The organism is Halomonas sp. A020, assembly GCF_027943625.1.
GTDB classification, from domain to species: Bacteria; Pseudomonadota; Gammaproteobacteria; order Pseudomonadales; family Halomonadaceae; genus Vreelandella; species Vreelandella piezotolerans.
This window is the reverse complement of record NZ_AP022850.1, coordinates 1,245,454-1,266,204: the sequence shown is the minus strand read 5'-3', so window position 1 is coordinate 1,266,204 and position 20,751 is coordinate 1,245,454. Positions and strand designations below refer to the sequence as shown.

Sequence of the window (20,751 nt, the reverse complement as noted above, 5' to 3'; positions counted from 1 at the left end):
ATTGCGTGGCTAACCACATAAAACATGGGGAAACTAATGAAACACCTATTCACTACCTCTGCGATCGCCACGGCCATTACACTGGGCTTGGGCAGTACCACTGCGTTTGCGCAAACGCCTACCGTCAACGTGGCCACTGACCCAAGCTTTGTGCCTTTCGAAATGCTCGACCCCGATACCGGTGAAATGATCGGCTTCGACATGGACATCATCAACGAAGTGGCCGAGCGCGCTGGCTTCGAAGTCAATCTCACCACCATGGAGTTCTCGGGCATCATTCCTGCGGTGCAAACCGGCAGTCAAGAAATCGCCATTGCGGGCACCACTATCACTGAAGAGCGCGCTCAAGTCGTCGACTTCTCCGATCCCTACTACGACTCCGGTCTGCAAATCATCGTACGCGCCGACAACGAAGAGGTCTCCTCCATCGAGGATCTCGAAGGGCTGTCAGTGGCCACCAAAATCGGCTCCACCAGCTACGACTTCCTACAACAAGAGCTAGGCAAGAACGCCGACATCACGCCCTATCCCGGCACCGCCGATATGTACATGGCACTGCTGGGCCGTAACGTCGATGCCGTACTTTACGATGCGCCCAACGTAGCTTACTTCTCACAAACCCGTGGTGAGGGACGTACTAAGGTCGTCGGCCCGCTATACGAAGGTCAGCAGTACGGCATCGTCTTCCACAAAGGCAGCGAGTGGGTAGAGCCGACCAATGAGGCACTAGCCGCTATGCGTGAAGATGGCACCTACGACGAGATCTACACCAAATGGTTCGGTGAAGCCCCTAGCGCTGACTAAATCGCGCAATAGCTCATCGCCAACGCTTGAAGCGATTCTCACCACAGGGCCGGGCGGCCATTTCCCCCGGCCCTGTGTCGTTGTTTTCTTTACCTGGAGATAACGCGTGGACGTTAACTTTCAGTTCGACTGGTCGGCTGCGTTTAGCTCGATCCCCTATTTATTACCCGGTATTCCCTGGACGCTACTGATCTCCTTTGGCGGTCTAGCGATTGGCTTTTTCATCGGTATTTTCTTCGGCCTGCTGCGCATTAGTCCCGTGCGCTGGTTGCGCTGGCCTGCCATCGTATACGTCGAGGTATTCCGCGGCACCCCCATCTTAGTCCAGGTGCTTTTCATCTTTTACGGCTTGCCGCAACTGCTGGGTGGGCCCATCAATGCCCTGGTCGCGGGTATTGCCGCCATTGCCGTCAACTCTGGGGCTTATATCTCCGAGATCGTTCGCGGCGGCGTGCAATCCATCGAACGCGGCCAGCGCGAAGCATCGCTTTCACTTGGCCTCTCTAGGGTACAAGCCTTCCGCTATGTCATCTGGCCTCAGGCACTGCGCCGCATGATTCCGCCGCTCGGCAATCAGGGCATCATCAGTATCAAAGACACCTCGCTCTTCTCCGTCATCGGGGTGAGTGAGCTAGTACGCCAAGGGCAAATCTATATCGCGACCACCTTCACCGCGTTGGAGGTCTACTTCATGGTGGCGCTGATGTATCTCGCCATTACCTGGACCCTTTCCCTGGTGCTGCGTCAACTAGAGCGCCGTGGCCTCGCCGGACAATAAGGAGCGCACGATGACTTCAACTCAAACGCCCATTGTGCGTATGCAAAAGCTCCACAAGCACTTTGGCAGTCTGCACGTTCTCAAGGATATCGACCTGGACATCGTCCCGGGTGAGGTCGTCGTGGTCATCGGAGCCAGTGGTTCCGGCAAGTCCACGTTGATCCGCTGTATCAACGGTCTGGAAGAGTTTCAGTCAGGTAGTTTAGAGGTCGACGGCAACACGCTGTTGCCCAACGGTAAAAGCAGCCAGGCGCTGCAAACCATCCGTACCGAAGTGGGCATGGTGTTCCAACAGTTCAACCTCTTTCCCCATCTGAGCGTGCTCGACAACATCACGCTGGCGCCGATGAAGGTGCGCGGCTGGAGCCGCCAAGACGCCGAAGAGACCGCCAAGCGGCTGCTGGAGCGCGTCGGCATTGCCGATCAGGCCAACAAGTATCCCAGCCAGCTCTCTGGCGGCCAGCAGCAGCGTGTGGCGCTGGCGCGTGCGTTGGCGATGGAGCCGCGCCTCATGCTGTTCGACGAGCCAACGTCGGCGCTCGATCCCGAGATGATTGGTGAAGTGCTGGATGCCATGCGGGAGCTCGCCAAAGAGGGCATGACCATGGTGATCGTGACCCACGAAATGGGCTTTGCCCGTGAGGTAGCCGACCGTATCATCTTTATCCATAAGGGCGAAATTGCCGAACAAGGCCCCCCCGAGCAGCTCTTTGATACGCCTCGACACGAGCGCACCCAATCGTTTTTGGCGCGCGTACTCAAGCACTGATGCGCCCTCGATCTTTGCTCCATTCGAGGTAAACAGAGCACAAAAAACGACCCACCCAATGGCCTGTCTTGCTGACAGGCCATTTTTTTTGCCTGTGGATACTATTTTTTACAAGCACACTCTTACATCGCCACAGCCCCCAGCATGGGTACCTCTTCAAGCGATACGGCCGTATCGACCGGCTTGTTCACAGGTACGGTAACAAGCACGGTATCCATAGGTGGATAACCCGTTGTCAGGCAGCGTTGTGGGTAAGTCGATGTTTCATCCACAGCTCCGCCACCGCTTCTACGCAGGCACTCCGCCCTTTAATCACGTAAAGGTCAACAATATAAGGTCATAAAAAATATAGAGAATATTGACTTATCAACAGATTTTGTCCACACCAATAGTTACAACATCAACAGAACTTCTCTTATATATTTTTATTTTGTTATTAATAACGGCACTGCGTTCCATACGGGGTGTGGAAAAACCTGACGGTTACCCACAGGAGGTTTATACTGGCGGGCTAATTTCATCAGCGGCGAATCGCTGACCACATCATCCGTGCCAATAGGCGCAAGACGAGGTGTCTCTTGAATTACCCCGACCGCTTTGACGTGATTGTCATCGGCGGTGGCCATGCGGGAACCGAAGCCGCACTGGCCTCTGCTCGTATGGGCTGTCAAACCCTATTGCTGACCCACAACATCGAGACGCTCGGCCAAATGTCGTGCAACCCGGCCATCGGTGGCATTGGCAAAAGTCATTTGGTCAAAGAAATCGATGCGCTCGGCGGTGCAATGGGGCTAGCCACGGATTTAGGCGGCATCCAGTTTCGCGTGCTCAATGCACGTAAAGGGCCCGCGGTACGCGCAACTCGTGCCCAGGCTGATCGCGTCCGCTACAAAGCCGCCATTCGCGGCATGTTGGAAAACCAACCCAACCTGACGATTTTTCAGCAGGCGGCTGGCGATCTCATTGTGGATAACGACACCGTGCGTGGCGTCGTGACCGAGACGGGCATTCGCTTCTACGCGGAATCCGTCGTGCTCTCGACCGGTACCTTCCTGGGTGGGGTTATTCACATTGGACTCGATCAAAGCCGCGGCGGCCGCGCCGGTGATCCGCCTTCCAACGCACTGGCTGAACGACTGCGGGCACTGCCATTTCACGTTGATCGGCTCAAAACCGGTACGCCGCCGCGTATCAACGCCAAAACCGTCGATTTTTCCCAATTGGAAGAGCAGCCAGGCGATACGCCAACGCCGGTGATGTCTTATCTCGGCTCGCGGGAAATGCACCCCCAGCAGGTGAGCTGCCATATTGCGCACACCAACGAGCGCACCCACGAGATCATCTTGGGTAACCTGGATCGCTCGCCGATGTACTCCGGCGTGATCGAGGGCATCGGGCCACGCTACTGTCCGTCGATCGAAGACAAAGTGCACCGCTTTGCCGACAAATCGAGCCATCAGGTATTCATCGAACCGGAAGGCTTGGATACCCACGAGCTCTACCCCAACGGCATCTCGACCTCGCTGCCTTTCGACGTGCAGTTGCAGGTGGTACGCTCGATCAAAGGACTCGAAAACGCGCACATCACGCGTCCTGGTTACGCCATCGAGTACGATTTCTTCGATCCACGGGATTTGAAACACTCGCTGGAAACGAAATTTATCCACAACCTGTTTTTTGCCGGACAGATCAACGGCACCACCGGTTACGAAGAAGCCGGCGCGCAAGGTCTGTTGGCGGGCTTGAACGCCGCTCGCCGCGCCAAGCAGCTCGAGGCGTGGTACCCGCGCCGTGATGAAGCTTACTTGGGCGTACTGGTAGACGACTTGATCACCATGGGCACCAAAGAGCCCTACCGTATGTTCACGTCCCGTGCGGAGTACCGTTTGCTGCTGCGTGAAGACAATGCCGATCTGCGCTTGACCGAGAAAGGCCGCAGTTTGGGTTTGGTCGACGATGCTCGTTGGGCAGCCTTTAGTCAAAAGCGTGACGCCATCGAGCGTGAAACGGCGCGTCTGGCCACTGCTTGGGTACAGCCCAACAGCCCGGCCGCTGCGAAAATTGCCGAAAAGACCGGTAAACCGCTGCCGCGTGAGTACAATCTGAGTGATCTACTGAAGCGGCCCGAGCTAACCTATGCCGATATCGCCGAGCTACCTGGCATGGAGAGCGGCGATATCGACGACGACGCGGTCGCCGAGCAGGTGCAGATTCAGGCCAAGTATCAGGGCTATATCGACCGTCAGCAGGATGAAATCGATAAGCTGAAGCGCCACGAAGCGACCCCGTTACCCGCCGAACTGGATTATCAGACGGTGGAAGGGCTCTCCCATGAGATCCGCCAAAAGCTCAGCGCTGCGCGCCCGGAAACCCTCGCGCAAGCCGCACGTATTTCCGGTGTGACGCCAGCGGCGGTATCGATTCTGTTGATTCACCTGAAAAAGCGCCGTTTGGTCAGTCATACCGAGGTCGCCAACGGATGAGCGCACTGCAGCCATTGATCGATCTGCTGCCCAGCGGCGTTGCGCCCAAGTTGGACCAGGGGCTGGCCGACCTGGGCGTATCCGTGACGACGACGCAACGAGAGCAACTGCTCGGATTACTAGCGCTGTTGCACAAGTGGAATCGGGCTTATAACCTCACTGCAGTGCGCGATGTCGAGGAGATGGTCTCCCGTCATGTGCTGGATAGCGCCGCCGTGGCGCCCTACGTTCATGGTCCTGAGCTTCTCGACGTAGGGGCGGGGCCAGGCCTGCCGGGCTTGGTACTGGCCATCATGAACCCGGAGCTTCGGGTAACGCTGTTGGATAGCAATGGCAAAAAAGTACGTTTCCAGCGTCAAGCAGTGATGGAGCTGTCACTGACGAACGTGACCCCGACCCAAGCCCGCGTCGAGCAGTTTACCGGGCAATCGTTCGATCAAGTGATTTCGCGGGCGTTTGCCAGTCTGGTCGACTTCGTGACGTTGACCCATTCACTGCCTGCCGCCGACGGTCAGTGGCTAGCGATGAAAGGTCCCGGTGCCGATGATGAGCTGCGCGAATTGCCCGACGGCATTGCACTGAGTGAACGCCACTTGTTGAATGTACCCTTCGAAACCGCCGAGCGGCAGCTGTTGATCCTGACCCCAAAAGGAGTTGCGTAGTGAGCCAGATCATTGCCCTGACCAACCAAAAAGGCGGCGTGGGCAAGACCACTTCAGCCGTTAACCTGGCCGCGAGCCTGGCGGCTCTGGATCGCCGCGTACTGTTGGTGGATCTCGATCCCCAGGGACACGCCAGCATGGGCAGCGGGATCGATAAATACGATCTTGAAAAAAGCGTACTCGACGTGCTGCTTGGCGAGGCCTCCGCTGGTGACGTCATCGTGCGCGGGCAAACGGTGCGCTACGATGTGCTCCCTGGTAACGGTGACCTGACGGCAGCAGAAGTGGAACTACTGGATAGCGACCAACGCCAAAGTCGCTTGTCACTAGCGCTCGCCAGCGTTGCAAACGACTATGACGTGGTGCTGATCGACTGCCCCCCGTCGCTGAACATGCTGACCGTGAATGCTCTGACGGCAGCCCACGGCGTGCTGATCCCGCTGCAGTGCGAGTTTTATGCGCTGGAAGGCCTCTCGGCATTGCTGGATACCGTGGAGCAGATCAAGCAAAGTGTGAACCCCGAGCTTGCCGTGTCGGGCATTCTGCGCACCATGTACGACAAGCGCACCAGCCTCACTCGGGAAGTGGATAAGCAACTGCGCGACTTTTTCGGTGATGCGCTGCTCAAAACGACCATTCCGCGCAACGTCAAAGTCGCTGAAGCGCCGAGCCATGGTGTTCCTGTGACCCAATATGCGCGTTTCTCGCGGGGTAGCCAAGCCTATCGCGTGCTGGCCAAAGAGATGATTCGGCGCCTATCGTTGTAACGGTGGCTACCGTAGCGTTAACAGTACGTAACATAAAAAGTACGAGGGAAAGCGAATGACGCGTAAACGCGCGCTAGGACGTGGCCTGGATGCCCTGATTGGTGCGGGCGCCCGTCGTCGTGACAGTTTGGATCTCACCGGCGAGACAACGCTGGACAACGCTGAGGCGTCCCTACCCGAGGGCATGTCGGATGACGCCCCCGAACGTTTGGAGCGCCTGCCGCTGGGTCAATTGACACGTGGCAAGTATCAACCTCGCCGCGACATTCAGCCCGAAGCGCTGGAAGAGCTTGCCGACTCCATTCGCGCCCAAGGGGTCATGCAACCCATTGTCGTTCGTCCCATTGGCCAAGAGCGTTACGAAATCATTGCCGGTGAGCGGCGCTGGCGAGCGGCGCAGTTGGCCGAGCTAGACGTCATTCCCGCCGTCATTCGCCACGTTAGCGATGAGGTAGCGCTGGCGCTGGCGCTGATCGAAAACATTCAGCGGGAAAATCTCAACGCGATCGAAGAGTCATTGGCCTTGAAGCGCCTGGGCGACGAATTCGAGCTAACGCAGCAGCAGATCGCCGATGCAGTAGGAAAATCCCGGACCCAAGTGGCCAATCTTCTGCGCCTGCTCGCCCTCGACCCGGAAGTGCAGACACTGCTGGAGCGGGGAGATCTCGATATGGGCCACGCCCGAGCGCTGCTATCGCTGTCCAGTGCCCAGCAGCGTCAGGTGGCCCACGAAGTGGTCAATAAAGATCTTACGGTGCGCGACACCGAGGCATTGGTAAAAAAAGTTCAGACTCAACAGGCGTCTACCTCATCTCCCAAGCAGGTCTCCAAAACACCGGACGTTGCTCGGCTCGAGACGCATTTAGGCGAACTGCTGGGTGCCCCGGTGTCGATCGACCATGGCCAAAAGGGCAAGGGGAAGGTCACCATTCGCTACACTAGCCTCGAAGAGTTGGACGGAATCCTGGCGCATATTAAATAGCAGGCTAATGGAAGATGCGGCCAGTTTTTCACCCTTTGGTCGCAAGTCGGCGCTGAAACGCGCGAAATCCGTGCAACTTCGGTTGAAGGTGTGATAGCGCTTCCCTATAATCGCGCAAGATTTGTGCAGGTTGCTTATAGGTATGCCAGAAGGCACCGTGAGCAACCCGCTTAACGCGCTGGGGAATCGTTGGCGAACAGGCACGATGTTGAAAGCATATGCAGCGAATTGAAACCCAGCGCAGGCGAGCCTATGTAGTCCGACTTATCTGCGCCCAGCTCGTTGTCATGCTAGTCGGCGCAATGCTTGTTTACCCCTTTGCTCAGATGCCAGGGGTCGTGTCGGTCATAACGGGAGCGTTGGTAGCACTGCTACCGCATGCTTTCTTCATACAGCGGTTAGGAATTTTTCGCAATACGCGCCGAATATCGGGCGCAATGGACCTGTTTCGTGCCGAGGCAGGCAAGTTTGGTTTGACGGTGGCGCTGTTTGCGCTGGTGTTCGTGGTAGTGCCCCCCTCAAACCCCGCTTTCTTTTTTAGTGCTTATGTTGCGGTTGTTCTGACGCATTGGCTTGCGCCTTGGCTAATGCCTGGGAAATCGCACAACTGATTGAGGTGACATGTCTATGGCCGCAGGAAACGAAGTCTCATCGACTTACTATATCCAGCACCACTTGCAGAACCTGACCTTTGGTAAACACCCAGAAAATGGCTGGTCGCTGGCGCACTCCGCCGAAGAAGCCCGTGAAATGGGCTTTTGGGCCATTCACTTGGACACCATGGGCTGGTCCATCGCCATGGGCCTTCTGTTCATCTGGATTTTCCGTAAAGCCGGTAAAGCGGCGACCACCGGCGTTCCCAGCGGCCTGCAAAATGCTGTTGAGATGGTTGTCGAGTTCATCGAAAACCTCACGCGGGCCACGTTCCATGGCCGCAACCCCATCATTGCGCCTCTAGCGCTCACGCTGTTCGTGTGGATTCTGCTCATGAACACGCTGAAGATCATCCCGGTCGACTATGGCCCCGAGCTCTTCAAGCGACTGGGCGTCGAGTACATGAAAATCGTACCGACCACGGACCCCAATGCCACGCTGGGTATGGCGCTAGGCGTGTTCTGTTTGATCATCTACTACAGCATCAAAGTCAAAGGTGCCGGTGGTTTCGCCAAAGAATTGTCACTAACGCCGTTCAATCACTGGGCGCTAATCCCCTTCAACCTGGTACTTGAAGTGATCGGCCTGCTGGTGAAGCCGCTGGGTCTCGGCCTGCGTCTGTTCGGTAACATGTTCGCCGGTGAAGTTATCTTTATCCTGATTGCGCTACTACCGTTCTGGGCAATCTGGCTGTTGGACGTGCCATGGGCCATCTTCCACATCCTCGTGGTAACGCTGCAGGCCTTTATTTTCACCACGCTGTCGGTGGTTTACCTCAGCGCGGCGCACGAACACCACTAAACCAAGCAACGACGTTTTCATTAACCCTCAACCCTTAACCAAAACTTAAACTCAGGAGCAACATCATGGAAATGGTTTATCTCTCAGCTGCTATCATCATCGGTCTGGGCGCACTGGCTACCGGCATTGGCTTCGCTCTTCTGGGCGGCAAACTGCTCGAGTCGACTGCACGTCAGCCGGAACTGGGTGACCAGCTGCAAACCAAAACCTTCATCATGGCTGGTCTGCTGGACGCCGTTCCGATGATCGGTGTTGGTATCGCGATGTACCTGATCTTCGTAGTCGCCGGTTAATGCAGCTTGACCGAGCGGTCATCCGCTCGGTTTTGTTTCACTCCGGTCGCCACGAACTTGTCAGAGGTACATCCCTGTGAATATCAACATGACGCTTATCGGGCAGACGATCGCCTTCGCGATCTTTGTCTGGTTTTGCATAAAGTATGTGTGGCCTCCGATCAGCAACGCGCTTCACGAGCGTCAGAAGAAAATTGCTGATGGCTTGGACGCAGCCAGCCGTGCGACGCGCGACCTTGAGCTTGCTCAAGAGCGTGCTGAGCAAACGCTGCGTGAAAGCAAGGAGCAGGCTTCTCAAATTCTCGAGCAAGCCAACAAGCGCTCTGCTCAAATGATCGAAGAAGCACGCGAACAGGCTCGCGCTGAAGGCGAACGCCTGATGGCAAGCGCTCGTTCCGAAATCGAGCAAGAAGTGAATCGTGCAAAAGACGAGCTTCGTGCCCAGGTTTCTCACCTCGCCATCCTAGGTGCCGAGCGTGTCCTTGAAGCTTCGGTCGACGAGAAAGCACATCGCAAGTTACTTGATGAGCTTGCTGCTGAACTGTAAGGAGGTGACCCATGGCGGAATTATTGACCGTCGCTCGTCCTTACGCTAAGGCGGCGTTTGAATACGCGCGTGATCATGAGGCGCTTGATAGCTGGTCCAAAGCGCTGGGTTTTTTAAGCGCAGCGGTTGCCAACAGCGATGTACGTCGCCTGCTGGGCAGTCCAAAGCTCGAGAACGACAAAAAGGTCGCTCTGCTCTCTGATATGTTGCCGGAGCAGAGCACCGACGTGTCGCGCTTTCTGGATACCCTGGCCGACCAAGGTCGTCTGTTGGCTCTGCCTTTCATCGCTGAACAGTTCGAGCACCTGCGTGCCGATCATGAGCAGCGAGTCGAGGTATTGGTCACGTCCGCCTACGAGTTGGACAGCCAACAGCAGACCAAGCTAGCAAACGCGCTCAAGAAACGTCTGAATCGCGAAATCTCCATTACTACTCAGGTGGACAAGGCGCTGATTGGCGGTGTCATCCTGCGTGCCGGCGATACCGTCATTGACGGTTCGGTGCGTGGTCGATTGAACCGACTTTCCGAAGCGCTGACCGCTTGAGTCTGAGGGACATGGCATGCAGCAACTGAATCCTTCCGAGATCAGCGACATCATCAAGCAGCGAATCGAGAAGCTTGACGTCGCATCCGAAGCCCGTAATCAGGGCACCATCGTCAGCGTTTCCGACGGTATCGTGAAAATTCACGGCCTCGAAGACGCGATGTTCGGTGAAATGATCGAATTCCCCAACAGCATCTTCGGCATGGTACTCAACCTGGAGCGTGACTCCGTGGGTGCCGTTGTCCTGGGTGACTACCTGCAGCTCGAAGAAGGCATGACCGCCCAGTGTACCGGTCGCATTCTGGAAGTGCCGGTAGGCCCCGAGCTGGTGGGTCGTGTGGTCGATGCGCTGGGTAACCCCATCGACGGCAAAGGCGACATCAACGCCAAACAGACTGACGCGGTCGAAAAAGTGGCGCCTGGCGTTATTACCCGTCAGTCCGTTGACGAGCCGATCCAAACCGGTCTGAAATCCATCGACGCCATGGTACCGATCGGTCGTGGTCAGCGTGAGCTGATCATCGGTGACCGTCAGATCGGTAAATCCGCCATTGCCATCGATGCGATCATCAACCAGAAAGGCAAAGGCGTGACCTGTGTCTACGTCGCCATCGGTCAGAAGCAGTCGACCATTGCCAACGTGGTGCGCAAGTTAGAAGAGCACGGCGCGATGGATCACACCATCGTCGTGGCCGCGGGCGCTGCCGACCCGGCACCGATGCAGTTCTTGGCCGCTTACTCTGGCTGCACCATGGGCGAGTACTTCCGTGACCGCGGTGAAGACGCACTGATCGTGTATGACGATCTTTCCAAGCAGGCCGTTGCCTACCGCCAGGTATCGCTGCTGCTGCGTCGTCCGCCGGGCCGTGAAGCTTACCCGGGTGACGTGTTCTATCTCCACTCGCGTCTGTTGGAGCGTGCCGCTCGCGTCAACGCCGACTACGTCGAGAAGTTCACCAACGGCGAAGTGAAGGGCAAAACCGGTTCCTTGACCGCACTGCCGATCATCGAAACACAAGGTGGTGACGTATCGGCGTTCGTTCCGACCAACGTTATCTCTATCACCGATGGTCAGATCTTCCTGGAAACCAACCTGTTCAACTCCGGTATTCGTCCCGCGATCAACGCAGGTCTCTCGGTTTCTCGTGTCGGTGGTGCTGCGCAGACCAAGATCATCAAGAAACTGGGGGGCGGTGTTCGTCTGGCCCTGGCTCAGTATCGTGAACTGGCGGCGTTCTCGCAGTTTGCCTCTGACCTTGATGAAGCGACGCGCAAGCAGCTCGAGCACGGCCAACGCGTGACCGAACTGATGAAGCAGAAGCAGTACTCGCCGATGTCAGTGGCGGAAATGGCGCTGTCTCTGTACGCCGCTAACGAAGGTCACCTGGACGATGTGAGCGTCGACAAGGTGCTGGACTTCGAACGTGCCCTGCACGACTACATGAAGTCCGAGCACAGCGAGCTGCTCGATAAGATCAACCAGACCGGCGACTACAACGGTGAGATTCAGGACGGCTTGAAGTCAGGTCTCGAGAAGTTCAAGGCGACTCAGAGCTGGTAATGTCCGGCCCGCCTACGGGCGGGCTTGCATGCTTTCTGAGAGCCACGAACGAAAGGTAGATCGCTATGGCAGCTGCAAAAGAGATACGCACCCAGATCGGGAGCATTAAAAATACGCAGAAGATTACCAGCGCCATGGAAATGGTGGCTGCATCGAAAATGCGTAAAGCGCAAGATCTGATGAAGGCTGGCCAGCCGTACGCCAAGCAGATTCGTAACGTGGTAGGCCACATTGCCGACGCGAACCCCGAGTACAAGCACGACTATATGGTCGAGCGTAACGAGGTAAAGCGTGTTGGTTACATTGTGGTCTCCACCGATCGTGGCCTGTGTGGCGGCTTGAACGTCAACCTGTTCAAGGCAGTGGTGAAAGACGCCGTTGCCTGGAAACAGCAAGGCGCTGAGCTGGACTTCTGTGCCCTCGGTTCGAAAGCCGGTGCTTTCTTCCGCAACTATGGCGGCAACTTGATTGCGGCCAAGAGCGGACTAGGGGAAGCACCGACCGTCGAGGGTCTGATCGGTAGTGTCAAGGTCATGCTCGAAGCGTATGACGAAGGACGCCTGGATCGTCTGTACGTGGTGTATAACGAGTTCGTCAACACCATGACCCAGCGGCCCGTCGTGCGTCAGCTTCTTCCGCTGTCGCCTGACATGGGCGCTGACGCTAAGCATGACGAAGAAAACGCCCGTCCCGGAAGCTGGGACTACCTGTATGAACCGGATGCCAAGGCGTTGCTAGACAGCCTGTTGGTTCGATTCATCGAATCGCAGGTGTATCAGGCGGTAGTCGAAAACGGTGCGTGCGAACAGGCCGCCCGAATGATCGCTATGAAGAGTGCCACTGATAACGCGGGCAACCTGATCGACGATCTGGAAATGGTGTACAACAAGGCCCGTCAGGCCGCCATCACCCAGGAAATTTCCGAGATCGTCGGCGGCGCTTCAGCCGTATAACGCCAAGGGAGCCTGCCATCGCTAAGGTGGCTCCCGGCAAACAGGTTTCATTTGCAGGTTTTTGAGAGGAACCAAGATGAGCGGACGTATCGTACAAATCATCGGCGCGGTGATTGACGTAGAGTTTCCGCGGGACTCTGTGCCCAAGGTCTACGACGCGCTGAAGGTCTCCAACGTTGAGACCATCCTCGAAGTCCAGCAGCAGCTGGGCGACGGCGTAGTACGCGCCATTGCCATGGGCTCCACCGAGGGCTTGAAACGTGGCTTGGACGTAACCAACACAGGTGCCGCGATTTCCGTACCGGTCGGTAAGGAAACGCTGGGTCGCATCATGAACGTACTCGGCGAGCCGATCGACGAAGCAGGTGAGATCGGTGAGCAAGAGCGTATGCCGATCCACCGCAAAGCGCCGAGCTATGCCGATCAGGCAGCGTCTAACGAGCTGCTCGAGACCGGTATCAAGGTCATCGATCTGGTCTGCCCTTTCGCGAAAGGCGGTAAGGTCGGTCTGTTCGGCGGTGCGGGTGTTGGTAAAACCGTTAACATGATGGAGCTTATCCGCAACATCGCCACCGAGCACAGCGGCTACTCTGTCTTCGCTGGTGTCGGTGAGCGTACGCGTGAGGGTAACGACTTCTATCACGAAATGACCGAATCCAACGTTATCGACAAGGTAGCGCTGGTCTACGGTCAGATGAACGAGCCGCCCGGTAACCGTCTTCGCGTGGCGCTGACCGGTTTGACCATTGCGGAAAAATTCCGTGATGAAGGCCGCGACGTTCTGCTGTTCGTCGACAACATCTACCGTTACACCCTGGCCGGTACCGAAGTATCCGCCCTGCTGGGTCGTATGCCGTCTGCGGTAGGTTATCAGCCGACGCTGGCCGAAGAGATGGGCGTTCTGCAGGAACGTATCACCTCGACCAAAACGGGCTCTATCACTTCCGTACAGGCCGTTTACGTCCCGGCGGATGACTTGACCGACCCCTCGCCAGCCACCACCTTCTCGCACCTGGATGCGACCGTGGTACTGGCGCGTTCCATCGCCGAGCTGGGTATCTACCCCGCGATCGACCCGCTGGACTCCACCTCGCGTCAGTTGGATCCGCTGGTCGTCGGTGAAGAGCACTACGACGTAGCGCGTGGCGTTCAGAACGTTCTGCAGCGTTACAAGGAACTGAAGGACATCATCGCGATTCTGGGTATGGACGAGCTGTCTGACGAAGACAAGCTGGCCGTTGCCCGTGCGCGTAAGATCCAGCGCTTCCTGTCGCAGCCGTTCTTCGTGGCCGAGGTCTTCACGGGCTCGCCCGGTAAGTACGTGTCGCTGAAAGACACCATTCGTGGCTTCCAGGGCATCCTCGCGGGTGACTACGACGATCTGCCGGAACAGGCCTTCTACATGGTCGGCTCCATCGACGAAGCTGTCGAAAAAGCCAACCAGATGAAGAAGTAATCCCGTCCATTAGGGGGATTCGCTATGGCGAATAGCTTCACTTGCAATATCGTCAGCGCAGAAGCATCCATCTTCTCAGGTAAGGTTGAGCAGGTGATTGCTTCCGGGATTATGGGTGACCTCGGCATTTTGCCGGGGCACGCCCCGCTGCTGACCGAGCTTCAGCCGGGCCCGATCCGCGTGATCCACGATGATGGCAAGGAAGAGAACTTCTTTGTCTCTGGCGGCTTCATGGAAGTCCAGCCAGATGTCGTGACGATCCTGGCAGACGCTGCGGCGCGTGCCAGCGACCTCGACGAGGCCGCTGCCGAGGAAGCGCGTCAGCAGGCGCTGAAAGCCTTTAACGAGAAGTCAGCGGAGCTGGATTATACCCGTGCTGCCGCTGAACTTGCCGAAGCCGTTGCTCAGCTGCGAACGATTCAGCAGCTGCGTAAAAAGGCGGGTAAAGGCTAGTTAGACGCTCTGCGTAATCAAACGCCCCTTAAACCCGATTCAGGGTTTAAGGGGCGTTTTTTTTTTGTCTGTTAATATGCGGGTGAGTTATCCCAGAGTTGAACGTCTCAGGAGCGAGCGATGGCGCTAAACGAAGAAGCCTTACAGGCGTTGAAGACCGAGCTGCTCGATGAGCTGGTCAAGGAAGATCCCAGTAAGTCGCAATTGGCGGAACGCCTCGCCGAAATCCGCTCGGCTGACATCGGCGAAGTGCTCGAAGAGCTGATCGAAGAGGATGAAGAGTTAAGCGCCGCTTTGACGGTGTTGGACATTCTCTCCACCGAACGAGCCGCCAATGTGTTGGGCTATCTACCCAAAGAGAGCCAGCTCGAGGTCGTAGGTGAACTGTCCGATACCCAGGTGCTCAAGCTGCTCGAAGAGATGGGCTCCGATGAGCGGGCGGATTTGTTCAACCGGCTTGGGGAAGACCGTCGCGAAGCGCTGTTGCGTCGTATGGCGCACCAGGAGCGCGAGGATCTCAAGCGCTTGGCGAGCTATGAAGAGGGCACTGCCGGCGCCATCATGACCTCTGACTATGTTGCCATAGCCAGTGGCATGACGGTGTCACAAGCAATGATGCGCGTGCGCCAAACCGCGCCCGATGCGGAAACGGTCTACCAGCTCTATGTGTTGGACAGCGACGGCCATCTGATCGGCACCATGTCGCTGCGTCAACTCATGGTCGCGCGTCCTGGGGCAGTGGTCGACGACATCATGATTAAAGACGTCATCAACACGCCCGTGGACAAAGCGCAGGAGGAGGTGGCGCGTATCGTGGCCCGCTACGATTTGCTGGCGCTGCCGGTGATCGATGCCGATGGGCGTATGGTAGGGATCGTGACCCACGACGATGCCATGGACGTCGCTGAGTCGGAAGCCACCGAAGATATCCACAAAGGGATGTCCATCGGTCAGCTAGAGGATGGCGTGAGCCGGGTACCGCTGTGGAGTCTTTACCGCAAACGCGTGTTTTGGCTGGTCTTACTGGTCTTTGCCAACCTTTTTTCGGGGGCTGGCATCGCTTATTTCGAGGAGACCATTGCTGCTCAGGTGGCGCTGGTATTTTTCTTACCGCTGCTGATCGGTAGTGGCGGTAATGCCGGAGCGCAGGCCGCCACGCTGATGGTGCGCGGCATGGCCACCGGCGATGTGGGCGTGAAGGATTGGAGCAAGATGCTTGGGCGTGAGCTGTTGGTGGCCGGTTCATTGGGTTTGACCATGGCCATTGCCGTCGCCCCCATTGGGATTTTTCGCGGCGGGGAAGCGGTGGCCATCATCGTGGCGCTCAGCATGGTGACCATCGTGCTGTTTGGCAGCTTGATCGGCATGTGCTTACCGTTCGTTTTGGAGCGCTTCAAAGTAGACCCCGCGACGGCCTCGGCTCCGCTGGTGACCACGCTGATCGATGCCACCGGCGTACTGATTTACTTCAGTATTGCAACGGCCATACTTGCCGGCGTCTGATCTGGGTTAGGGTAGCCTAGCGCATGGCGCTGCTGGCCGCCCGGGTGATGAACATGACCTCCACATGACCCAGCCACTCGATGTCGCTGGCGAGCGCCTTGAGCTGGCTCGCCAAACACTGAGGCGGCTGGTGAACGGCGTCGCCAATGATCAGCGACACCGAGACCTTATCGTCCAAGTAGTGAAGCTGTAGGTCATTCAGCGTGCGCCACACCGGATGGCGGTACCATCGCTCGTTCAGCGCCGCTTCCACTTCTGGACGCAGCGGCAGGCCGGGTAGGCGGCTCGGGTCGCCTTCACCAGCGTCATCTTCTGGGTCGACGTGGAAGATGACGTCGGTCAGCAGTGGGAATTCATGGCGCAGGCGACGGCTCACTTCGTTGCCGATTTCATGGGCTTCCGACACGGTGATCTTCGGCCCGACCACCACGTGCAGATCCACCATCACCCACCCGGCAGACTGGCGAGTGCGCAGGTCGTGGACACTATCCACCCCCGGCACGCTGCAGGCGACGTCGTGCATCTGCTGCTGAATATCTTCGGGCAGCGCGGTATCCACCAGCTCGCGTGCGGACTCCCACAATAAATCCCAACCCACCTTACCCACTAACAGCCCGACGATGATCGCGGCGATGGCGTCTAGCCAACCCAGGCCAAACTGAGCGCCTACCAGTGCCACCAGTACCACGGCAGTCGACAGGGCATCGCTGCGCGAGTGCCAAGCGTTGGCTTCCAGCAATTTGGATTTCACCCGCTTTGCTACTCGCATGGTGTAGCGGAAGATCCACTCTTTGCTAAGCAGGGCCAAAACGGTAATGGCAATGGCGATCAGGCCAGGGGCATTGACTTCCGTGCCGCTGAACAGGCGATCCAGGCTCGACCAGGCAATACCCCCGGCCACGAAAATCAGCACGCTACCGAGCAGCAGCGTGGTCAGGGTTTCGATCCGGCCATGGCCGTAGTGGTGGTCGTTATCGGGCTCTTGGCGGCCATAGTGAATGGCTGCCAGCACGAACCCATCGGTCACGAGGTCGGAGAGCGAATGGATACCATCGGCAATGAGGGCTGCCGAACCGACCAAAAAGCCCACAGCGACTTTAATGACGCTCAGGAAACCGTCTAGCCAAGCGCCGATATAGGTCACACGCTTGGCTTCTTGGCTATCTAGCTCGTGGTTGGGAACCACTGGCGTTTCTACGGTCTGAGTCATGAGGTACCTGCAGGGACGCACACTTCCATTAGATGCCCATTGTAGCTTACCGCCGGGCAAGCTCTATACCCTCTTGTGCATTCTCAGGCGTTACCGGTGCGGACAATGAAAGTTGGGATGTGTATCCTAAGCGCCGCTGCAGGTGAGACGACCTCATTTCATAACGCAACACAGAACATAGACAGGACGACCTATGGATTGGCTCCAAGTGGTAGTATTGGCGGTGGTGCAGGGGCTCACTGAATTTCTTCCGATTTCCAGCTCCGCTCATCTGATTTTGGTGCCGGTGCTCACCACCTGGGAAGACCAAGGTCTCGCGTTCGATGTGGCACTCCACTTGGGTAGCTTGAGCGCCGTCGTCCTCTATTTTCGCCAGGAAATTTGGCAAATGATCGCTAGCAGCCTCACGGCGGTAAGAGGCAAAGGCGTCAATGAGGATGCGCGTCTGGCGTTTTGGGTGGTCGTGGCCACCTTGCCGGTGTGCATCGTCGGCTTTCTTCTCCATGACCTGATCGCAGGCTACATGCGCTCGACGCTGATCATCGGCCTTAGCCTGATCGGGTTCGGCTTACTGCTAGGCTACGCCGACTGGAAAAAGCGTGGTATCCGCAGCGAGTATCAGTTGACGCTAAAAGACGTGCTGATCATCGGCGGCGCTCAGGTATTAGCGCTGATCCCCGGTACGTCGCGCTCGGGGATCACGATGACCGCGGCGCTGATGGTTGGCATGAATCGAGAAGGCGCCGCGCGCTTCTCGTTCTTGCTCTCGATTCCCGTCATCGTGCTTGCCGGTGGCCTCGAAGCGGTGAATCTCTTCAAAGCGCCTCACTCGATCGACGTACCCGCTATGCTAATAGGGGCGCTTTTATCGGGTATCAGCGCCTTCGTGTGTATTCACTACTTTCTCGTCGTAATCAAAAAGCTGGGGATGCAGCCGTTCGTGGTATACCGCGTGCTGTTTGGTGCCTGGCTACTCTGGTTTTTTCATTTTTAACCCGCGCGTTCAATGAAGGACATCGGATGAAGGGCTATCAAACCGCGTGTAGGCGACTGGGCGTCGTGGCACTGCTCGGCACGCTATTGGCAGGCTGTTCGGAAAGTGATCGGCCACTGGAGTCTCCGGTGCGCTTCGAGGGCGGTATTTTTGGTACGTATTATCAAATGACTCTGGTCGACCCACTCACCCAGGGCGACGCGAACGCATTGGAAGAGGGCATCCTAGCCGAGATGGAAGACGTGGACCACGCCATGTCGACCTACCGCGACGACTCCGAGCTGGTCGTTTTTAACGAAGCGCCGCTTGGCGAGTGGCAGCCGCTCTCCAACGAGCTGATCGAAGTGCTGGCGATTAGCCGTTCGGTGTCGGAAGCAAGCGAAGGGGCCTTCGATATCACCATTGGCGATGTGGTGAATCTATGGAGCTTTGGGCCCGAGGCACGTCCCGAAGAGGTGCCCAGCGATGCCGAACTCAGCGAGCGTATGGCCACCATTGGTTTCGATGCGGTGGAAGTCGATACCCAGCGCATGCAAGCACGTCGCCTGCGTGATGTCTTCGCCGATCTCTCCGGCGTCGCCAAAGGCCACGCCACCGACCGCGTGGCGGCGTATCTGGATCAGCAGGGCATCGATAATTATCTGGTCAATATCGGTGGCGGACTGATTGCCCGCGGTTACCGGGACATCGAAGATCAAACGCCTTGGCGTGTCGGCATTGAAGTACCGCAAAGCGGCGTGCCGGAAGCGCAGCACGTGTTGGCGCTGGAGGGGATGTCAGTGGCCACGTCGGGCGATTATCGCAACTACTTTGAAGTCGATGGCGAGCGCTTTTCTCATCTTCTGGATCCGCGAACCGGTCAGCCCATCAAGCATCAGCTAGCGTCGGTATCGGTGTTCCACCCCTCCAATGCCTGGGCCGATGCTTGGGCCACGGCGCTCACCGTCGTGGGGAGCGAGCAGGGTATGCAGCTGGCCGTCGAAAACAACCTCAATATTTTGATGTTAGTACGTGAGGGGGAGCGTTGGCGTAGCTTGGCGAGCCCCGCCTTCGTCAACTATTTCGGTGATGCGCTGATCGATGAACTGGGCATCGAGCCCTGGACGGCCTCCTCAGCGAATCGCCAAATGCAAACAGGTGAATGACATGCACGACCTCGATATCGTCATCTTAGCCGCAGGTAAAGGCACACGGATGCGCTCTCAGTTGCCCAAAGTACTGCACACGCTAGCGGGTAAGCCCATGGTAGAGCACGTACTGGCAACGGCCAGTGGCCTGAACCCGAGTCGTACCCACGTGGTGATTGGCCATGGTGCTGACCAACTTCGCGACGCGTTGGCGGAGTATGATGTCTCGTTTGCACTGCAGGAAGAGCAAAAAGGCACCGGACATGCGGTGGCTCAGGCGCAGCCTCAGTTGGGCAGCGGTATCGTGTTGGTACTATATGGCGACGTGCCGCTGATTCGTCGCGATACGTTGGCCGACTTGCTGGCCAAGGTGGATGAGCAGCACATGGGCCTGCTCACCGTCACGCTGGAAGACCCCAGTGGCTATGGGCGTATCGTGCGCGATGCCGAGGGCCACGCCGTGGCGATCGTCGAGCAGAAAGATGCCAACGAGGAGCAGCTGGCGATTAACGAGTGCAACACCGGCATCATGGCCATGACCAGCGCTCAACTGAAGCGTTGGCTGCCCCAACTCTCGGCAGAGAATGCCCAGGGAGAGTACTACCTGACCGACGTGATCGCCATGGCGGCCAGTGAGGGCATCAAGGTCGCCACCGCACAGCCACACGCTGCCACAGAGGTGGAAGGGGTCAATAATCGCGTGCAAATGGCCCGTCTAGAGCGTGCCTACCAGCAGCAAACGGCGGAGACGCTGATGGCTCAAGGCGTTGCCTTGGCCGACCCCGCACGCATCGACGTGCGCGGTAAGCTCACCTGCGGTCACGACGTCTTCATCGACGTAGGCTGCGTGTTCGAAGGGAACGTCGAACTTGGCGAAGGCGTGCGGGTCGGGCCCTACTGCGTCATCAAGGACAGCACCATTGGCGCGGAAAGCGAGATTCACAGCCACAGCGTGGTCGATACGACCGTGGCGGCAGGCCTTAACCAGGTGGGACCCTACGCGCGGCTGCGCCCCGGAACCCGCTTGGCAGTCAAAGCCAAGGTCGGTAATTTTGTCGAAACCAAAAACGCTGACGTGGGTGAAGGAAGCAAAATCAATCATTTGAGTTACGTGGGGGATGCTCGTCTGGGGCGCGATGTGAACGTGGGCGCGGGCACCATCACCTGCAATTACGACGGCGTGAACAAGCACCGCACCGAGATTGGCGATAATGCCTTCATCGGTTCCAATACCGCGCTGGTGGCACCCGTCACGGTGGGCAAAGGGGCCACCGTCGGCGCGGGATCCACGATTGCCAAAGACGTCGCCGAGCACGCGTTGGCCGTGACCCGCAGCCGACAGCTAGAGAAGCCCGACTGGCCGCGCCCGGTGAAAACGACTAAATAAGTGCATCGACACGTTGAATAAT

The 20,751-nt window shown here is 57.5% G+C and carries 21 protein-coding genes; 20 read left to right on the top strand and 1 reads right to left on the bottom strand.

Translation table 11 applies throughout. The features are described from left to right. The first annotated feature begins 36 nt into the window (after positions 1-36). The 17 genes from FRH_RS05835 to mgtE all read left to right on the top strand — a co-directional run bounded on the left by FRH_RS05835 (position 37) and on the right by mgtE (position 16,011). Complete coding sequence (locus FRH_RS05835) at positions 37-804, top strand: transporter substrate-binding domain-containing protein (protein ID WP_281997957.1); 768 nt, start codon at positions 37-39, stop codon at positions 802-804. A 106-nt stretch (positions 805-910) separates the two neighbouring features. Continuing rightward, positions 911-1,582 carry an amino acid ABC transporter permease gene (locus tag FRH_RS05830; protein WP_058577326.1) on the top strand — a complete coding sequence of 224 codons (672 nt, stop codon included), beginning with the start codon at positions 911-913 and terminating at the stop codon, positions 1,580-1,582. A gap of 10 nt (positions 1,583-1,592) precedes the next feature. After that, a complete protein-coding gene (locus FRH_RS05825; protein WP_281997956.1) occupies positions 1,593-2,351 on the top strand; it encodes an amino acid ABC transporter ATP-binding protein in 759 nt (252 codons plus the stop codon). A gap of 578 nt (positions 2,352-2,929) precedes the next feature. Beyond that, on the top strand, positions 2,930-4,834 hold the full coding sequence (gene mnmG, locus FRH_RS05820; RefSeq protein ID WP_281997955.1) for a tRNA uridine-5-carboxymethylaminomethyl(34) synthesis enzyme MnmG: 1,905 nt from the start codon (positions 2,930-2,932) through the stop codon (positions 4,832-4,834). Continuing rightward, positions 4,831-5,496, top strand: a complete 666-nt coding sequence (gene rsmG / locus FRH_RS05815; RefSeq protein ID WP_058577329.1) for a 16S rRNA (guanine(527)-N(7))-methyltransferase RsmG — start codon at positions 4,831-4,833, stop codon at positions 5,494-5,496. The genes mnmG and rsmG overlap by 4 nt, the downstream gene beginning before the upstream one ends. After that, a complete protein-coding gene (locus FRH_RS05810) occupies positions 5,496-6,263 on the top strand; it encodes a ParA family protein (protein ID WP_058577330.1) in 768 nt (255 codons plus the stop codon). Before rsmG ends, FRH_RS05810 begins: the two co-directional genes overlap by 1 nt. Before the next feature lie 55 nt (positions 6,264-6,318). Next, the gene (locus tag FRH_RS05805; RefSeq protein WP_058577331.1) at positions 6,319-7,245 is read left to right on the top strand and encodes a ParB/RepB/Spo0J family partition protein; all 927 of its coding nucleotides are present in this window, start codon (positions 6,319-6,321) and stop codon (positions 7,243-7,245) included. A gap of 218 nt (positions 7,246-7,463) precedes the next feature. After that, the gene (locus FRH_RS05800) at positions 7,464-7,856 is read left to right on the top strand and encodes an ATP synthase subunit I (RefSeq protein WP_153843635.1); all 393 of its coding nucleotides are present in this window, start codon (positions 7,464-7,466) and stop codon (positions 7,854-7,856) included. A 16-nt stretch (positions 7,857-7,872) separates the two neighbouring features. After that, positions 7,873-8,700: a F0F1 ATP synthase subunit A gene (gene atpB, locus FRH_RS05795; protein ID WP_058577370.1), complete on the top strand. Its 828-nt coding sequence runs from the start codon at positions 7,873-7,875 to the stop codon at positions 8,698-8,700. Between the two features lie 65 nt (positions 8,701-8,765). Next, a complete protein-coding gene (atpE, locus tag FRH_RS05790) occupies positions 8,766-8,993 on the top strand; it encodes a F0F1 ATP synthase subunit C (protein ID WP_007112217.1) in 228 nt (75 codons plus the stop codon). A 76-nt stretch (positions 8,994-9,069) separates the two neighbouring features. Beyond that, a complete protein-coding gene (locus FRH_RS05785; protein ID WP_044628601.1) occupies positions 9,070-9,540 on the top strand; it encodes a F0F1 ATP synthase subunit B in 471 nt (156 codons plus the stop codon). An 11-nt stretch (positions 9,541-9,551) separates the two neighbouring features. Beyond that, positions 9,552-10,085, top strand: coding sequence for a F0F1 ATP synthase subunit delta (locus FRH_RS05780; RefSeq protein ID WP_058577333.1), 534 nt, complete (start codon positions 9,552-9,554; stop codon positions 10,083-10,085). Between the two features lie 16 nt (positions 10,086-10,101). Further along, positions 10,102-11,646 carry a F0F1 ATP synthase subunit alpha gene (atpA, locus tag FRH_RS05775; RefSeq protein ID WP_058577334.1) on the top strand — a complete coding sequence of 515 codons (1,545 nt, stop codon included), beginning with the start codon at positions 10,102-10,104 and terminating at the stop codon, positions 11,644-11,646. A gap of 65 nt (positions 11,647-11,711) precedes the next feature. Then, the gene (gene atpG, locus FRH_RS05770; protein WP_058577335.1) at positions 11,712-12,599 is read left to right on the top strand and encodes a F0F1 ATP synthase subunit gamma; all 888 of its coding nucleotides are present in this window, start codon (positions 11,712-11,714) and stop codon (positions 12,597-12,599) included. Between the two features lie 76 nt (positions 12,600-12,675). Beyond that, positions 12,676-14,055: a F0F1 ATP synthase subunit beta gene (atpD, locus tag FRH_RS05765; RefSeq protein WP_058577336.1), complete on the top strand. Its 1,380-nt coding sequence runs from the start codon at positions 12,676-12,678 to the stop codon at positions 14,053-14,055. A gap of 24 nt (positions 14,056-14,079) precedes the next feature. Continuing rightward, on the top strand, positions 14,080-14,508 hold the full coding sequence (locus tag FRH_RS05760; protein WP_044628606.1) for a F0F1 ATP synthase subunit epsilon: 429 nt from the start codon (positions 14,080-14,082) through the stop codon (positions 14,506-14,508). A 120-nt stretch (positions 14,509-14,628) separates the two neighbouring features. After that, positions 14,629-16,011, top strand: coding sequence for a magnesium transporter (gene mgtE, locus FRH_RS05755; protein ID WP_058577337.1), 1,383 nt, complete (start codon positions 14,629-14,631; stop codon positions 16,009-16,011). A 16-nt stretch (positions 16,012-16,027) separates the two neighbouring features. Here the strand turns inward: mgtE and FRH_RS05750 are convergent, their stop codons facing one another. Continuing rightward, positions 16,028-17,221, bottom strand: coding sequence for a cation diffusion facilitator family transporter (locus tag FRH_RS05750; protein ID WP_058577338.1), 1,194 nt, complete (start codon positions 17,219-17,221; stop codon positions 16,028-16,030). Positions 17,222-17,414: 193 nt separating this feature from the next. Between FRH_RS05750 and FRH_RS05745 the strand changes: the two genes are divergently transcribed. Genes FRH_RS05745 through glmU form a run of 3 tightly spaced genes read left to right on the top strand, consistent with a single transcriptional unit; the run spans position 17,415 to position 20,729 of the window. Beyond that, positions 17,415-18,215, top strand: a complete 801-nt coding sequence (locus FRH_RS05745; RefSeq protein WP_058577339.1) for an undecaprenyl-diphosphate phosphatase — start codon at positions 17,415-17,417, stop codon at positions 18,213-18,215. A 26-nt stretch (positions 18,216-18,241) separates the two neighbouring features. Beyond that, on the top strand, positions 18,242-19,360 hold the full coding sequence (locus tag FRH_RS05740) for an FAD:protein FMN transferase (protein ID WP_058577340.1): 1,119 nt from the start codon (positions 18,242-18,244) through the stop codon (positions 19,358-19,360). A gap of 1 nt (position 19,361) precedes the next feature. After that, positions 19,362-20,729 carry a bifunctional UDP-N-acetylglucosamine diphosphorylase/glucosamine-1-phosphate N-acetyltransferase GlmU gene (gene glmU / locus FRH_RS05735; protein WP_281997954.1) on the top strand — a complete coding sequence of 456 codons (1,368 nt, stop codon included), beginning with the start codon at positions 19,362-19,364 and terminating at the stop codon, positions 20,727-20,729. Positions 20,730-20,751: the final 22 nt, after the last annotated feature.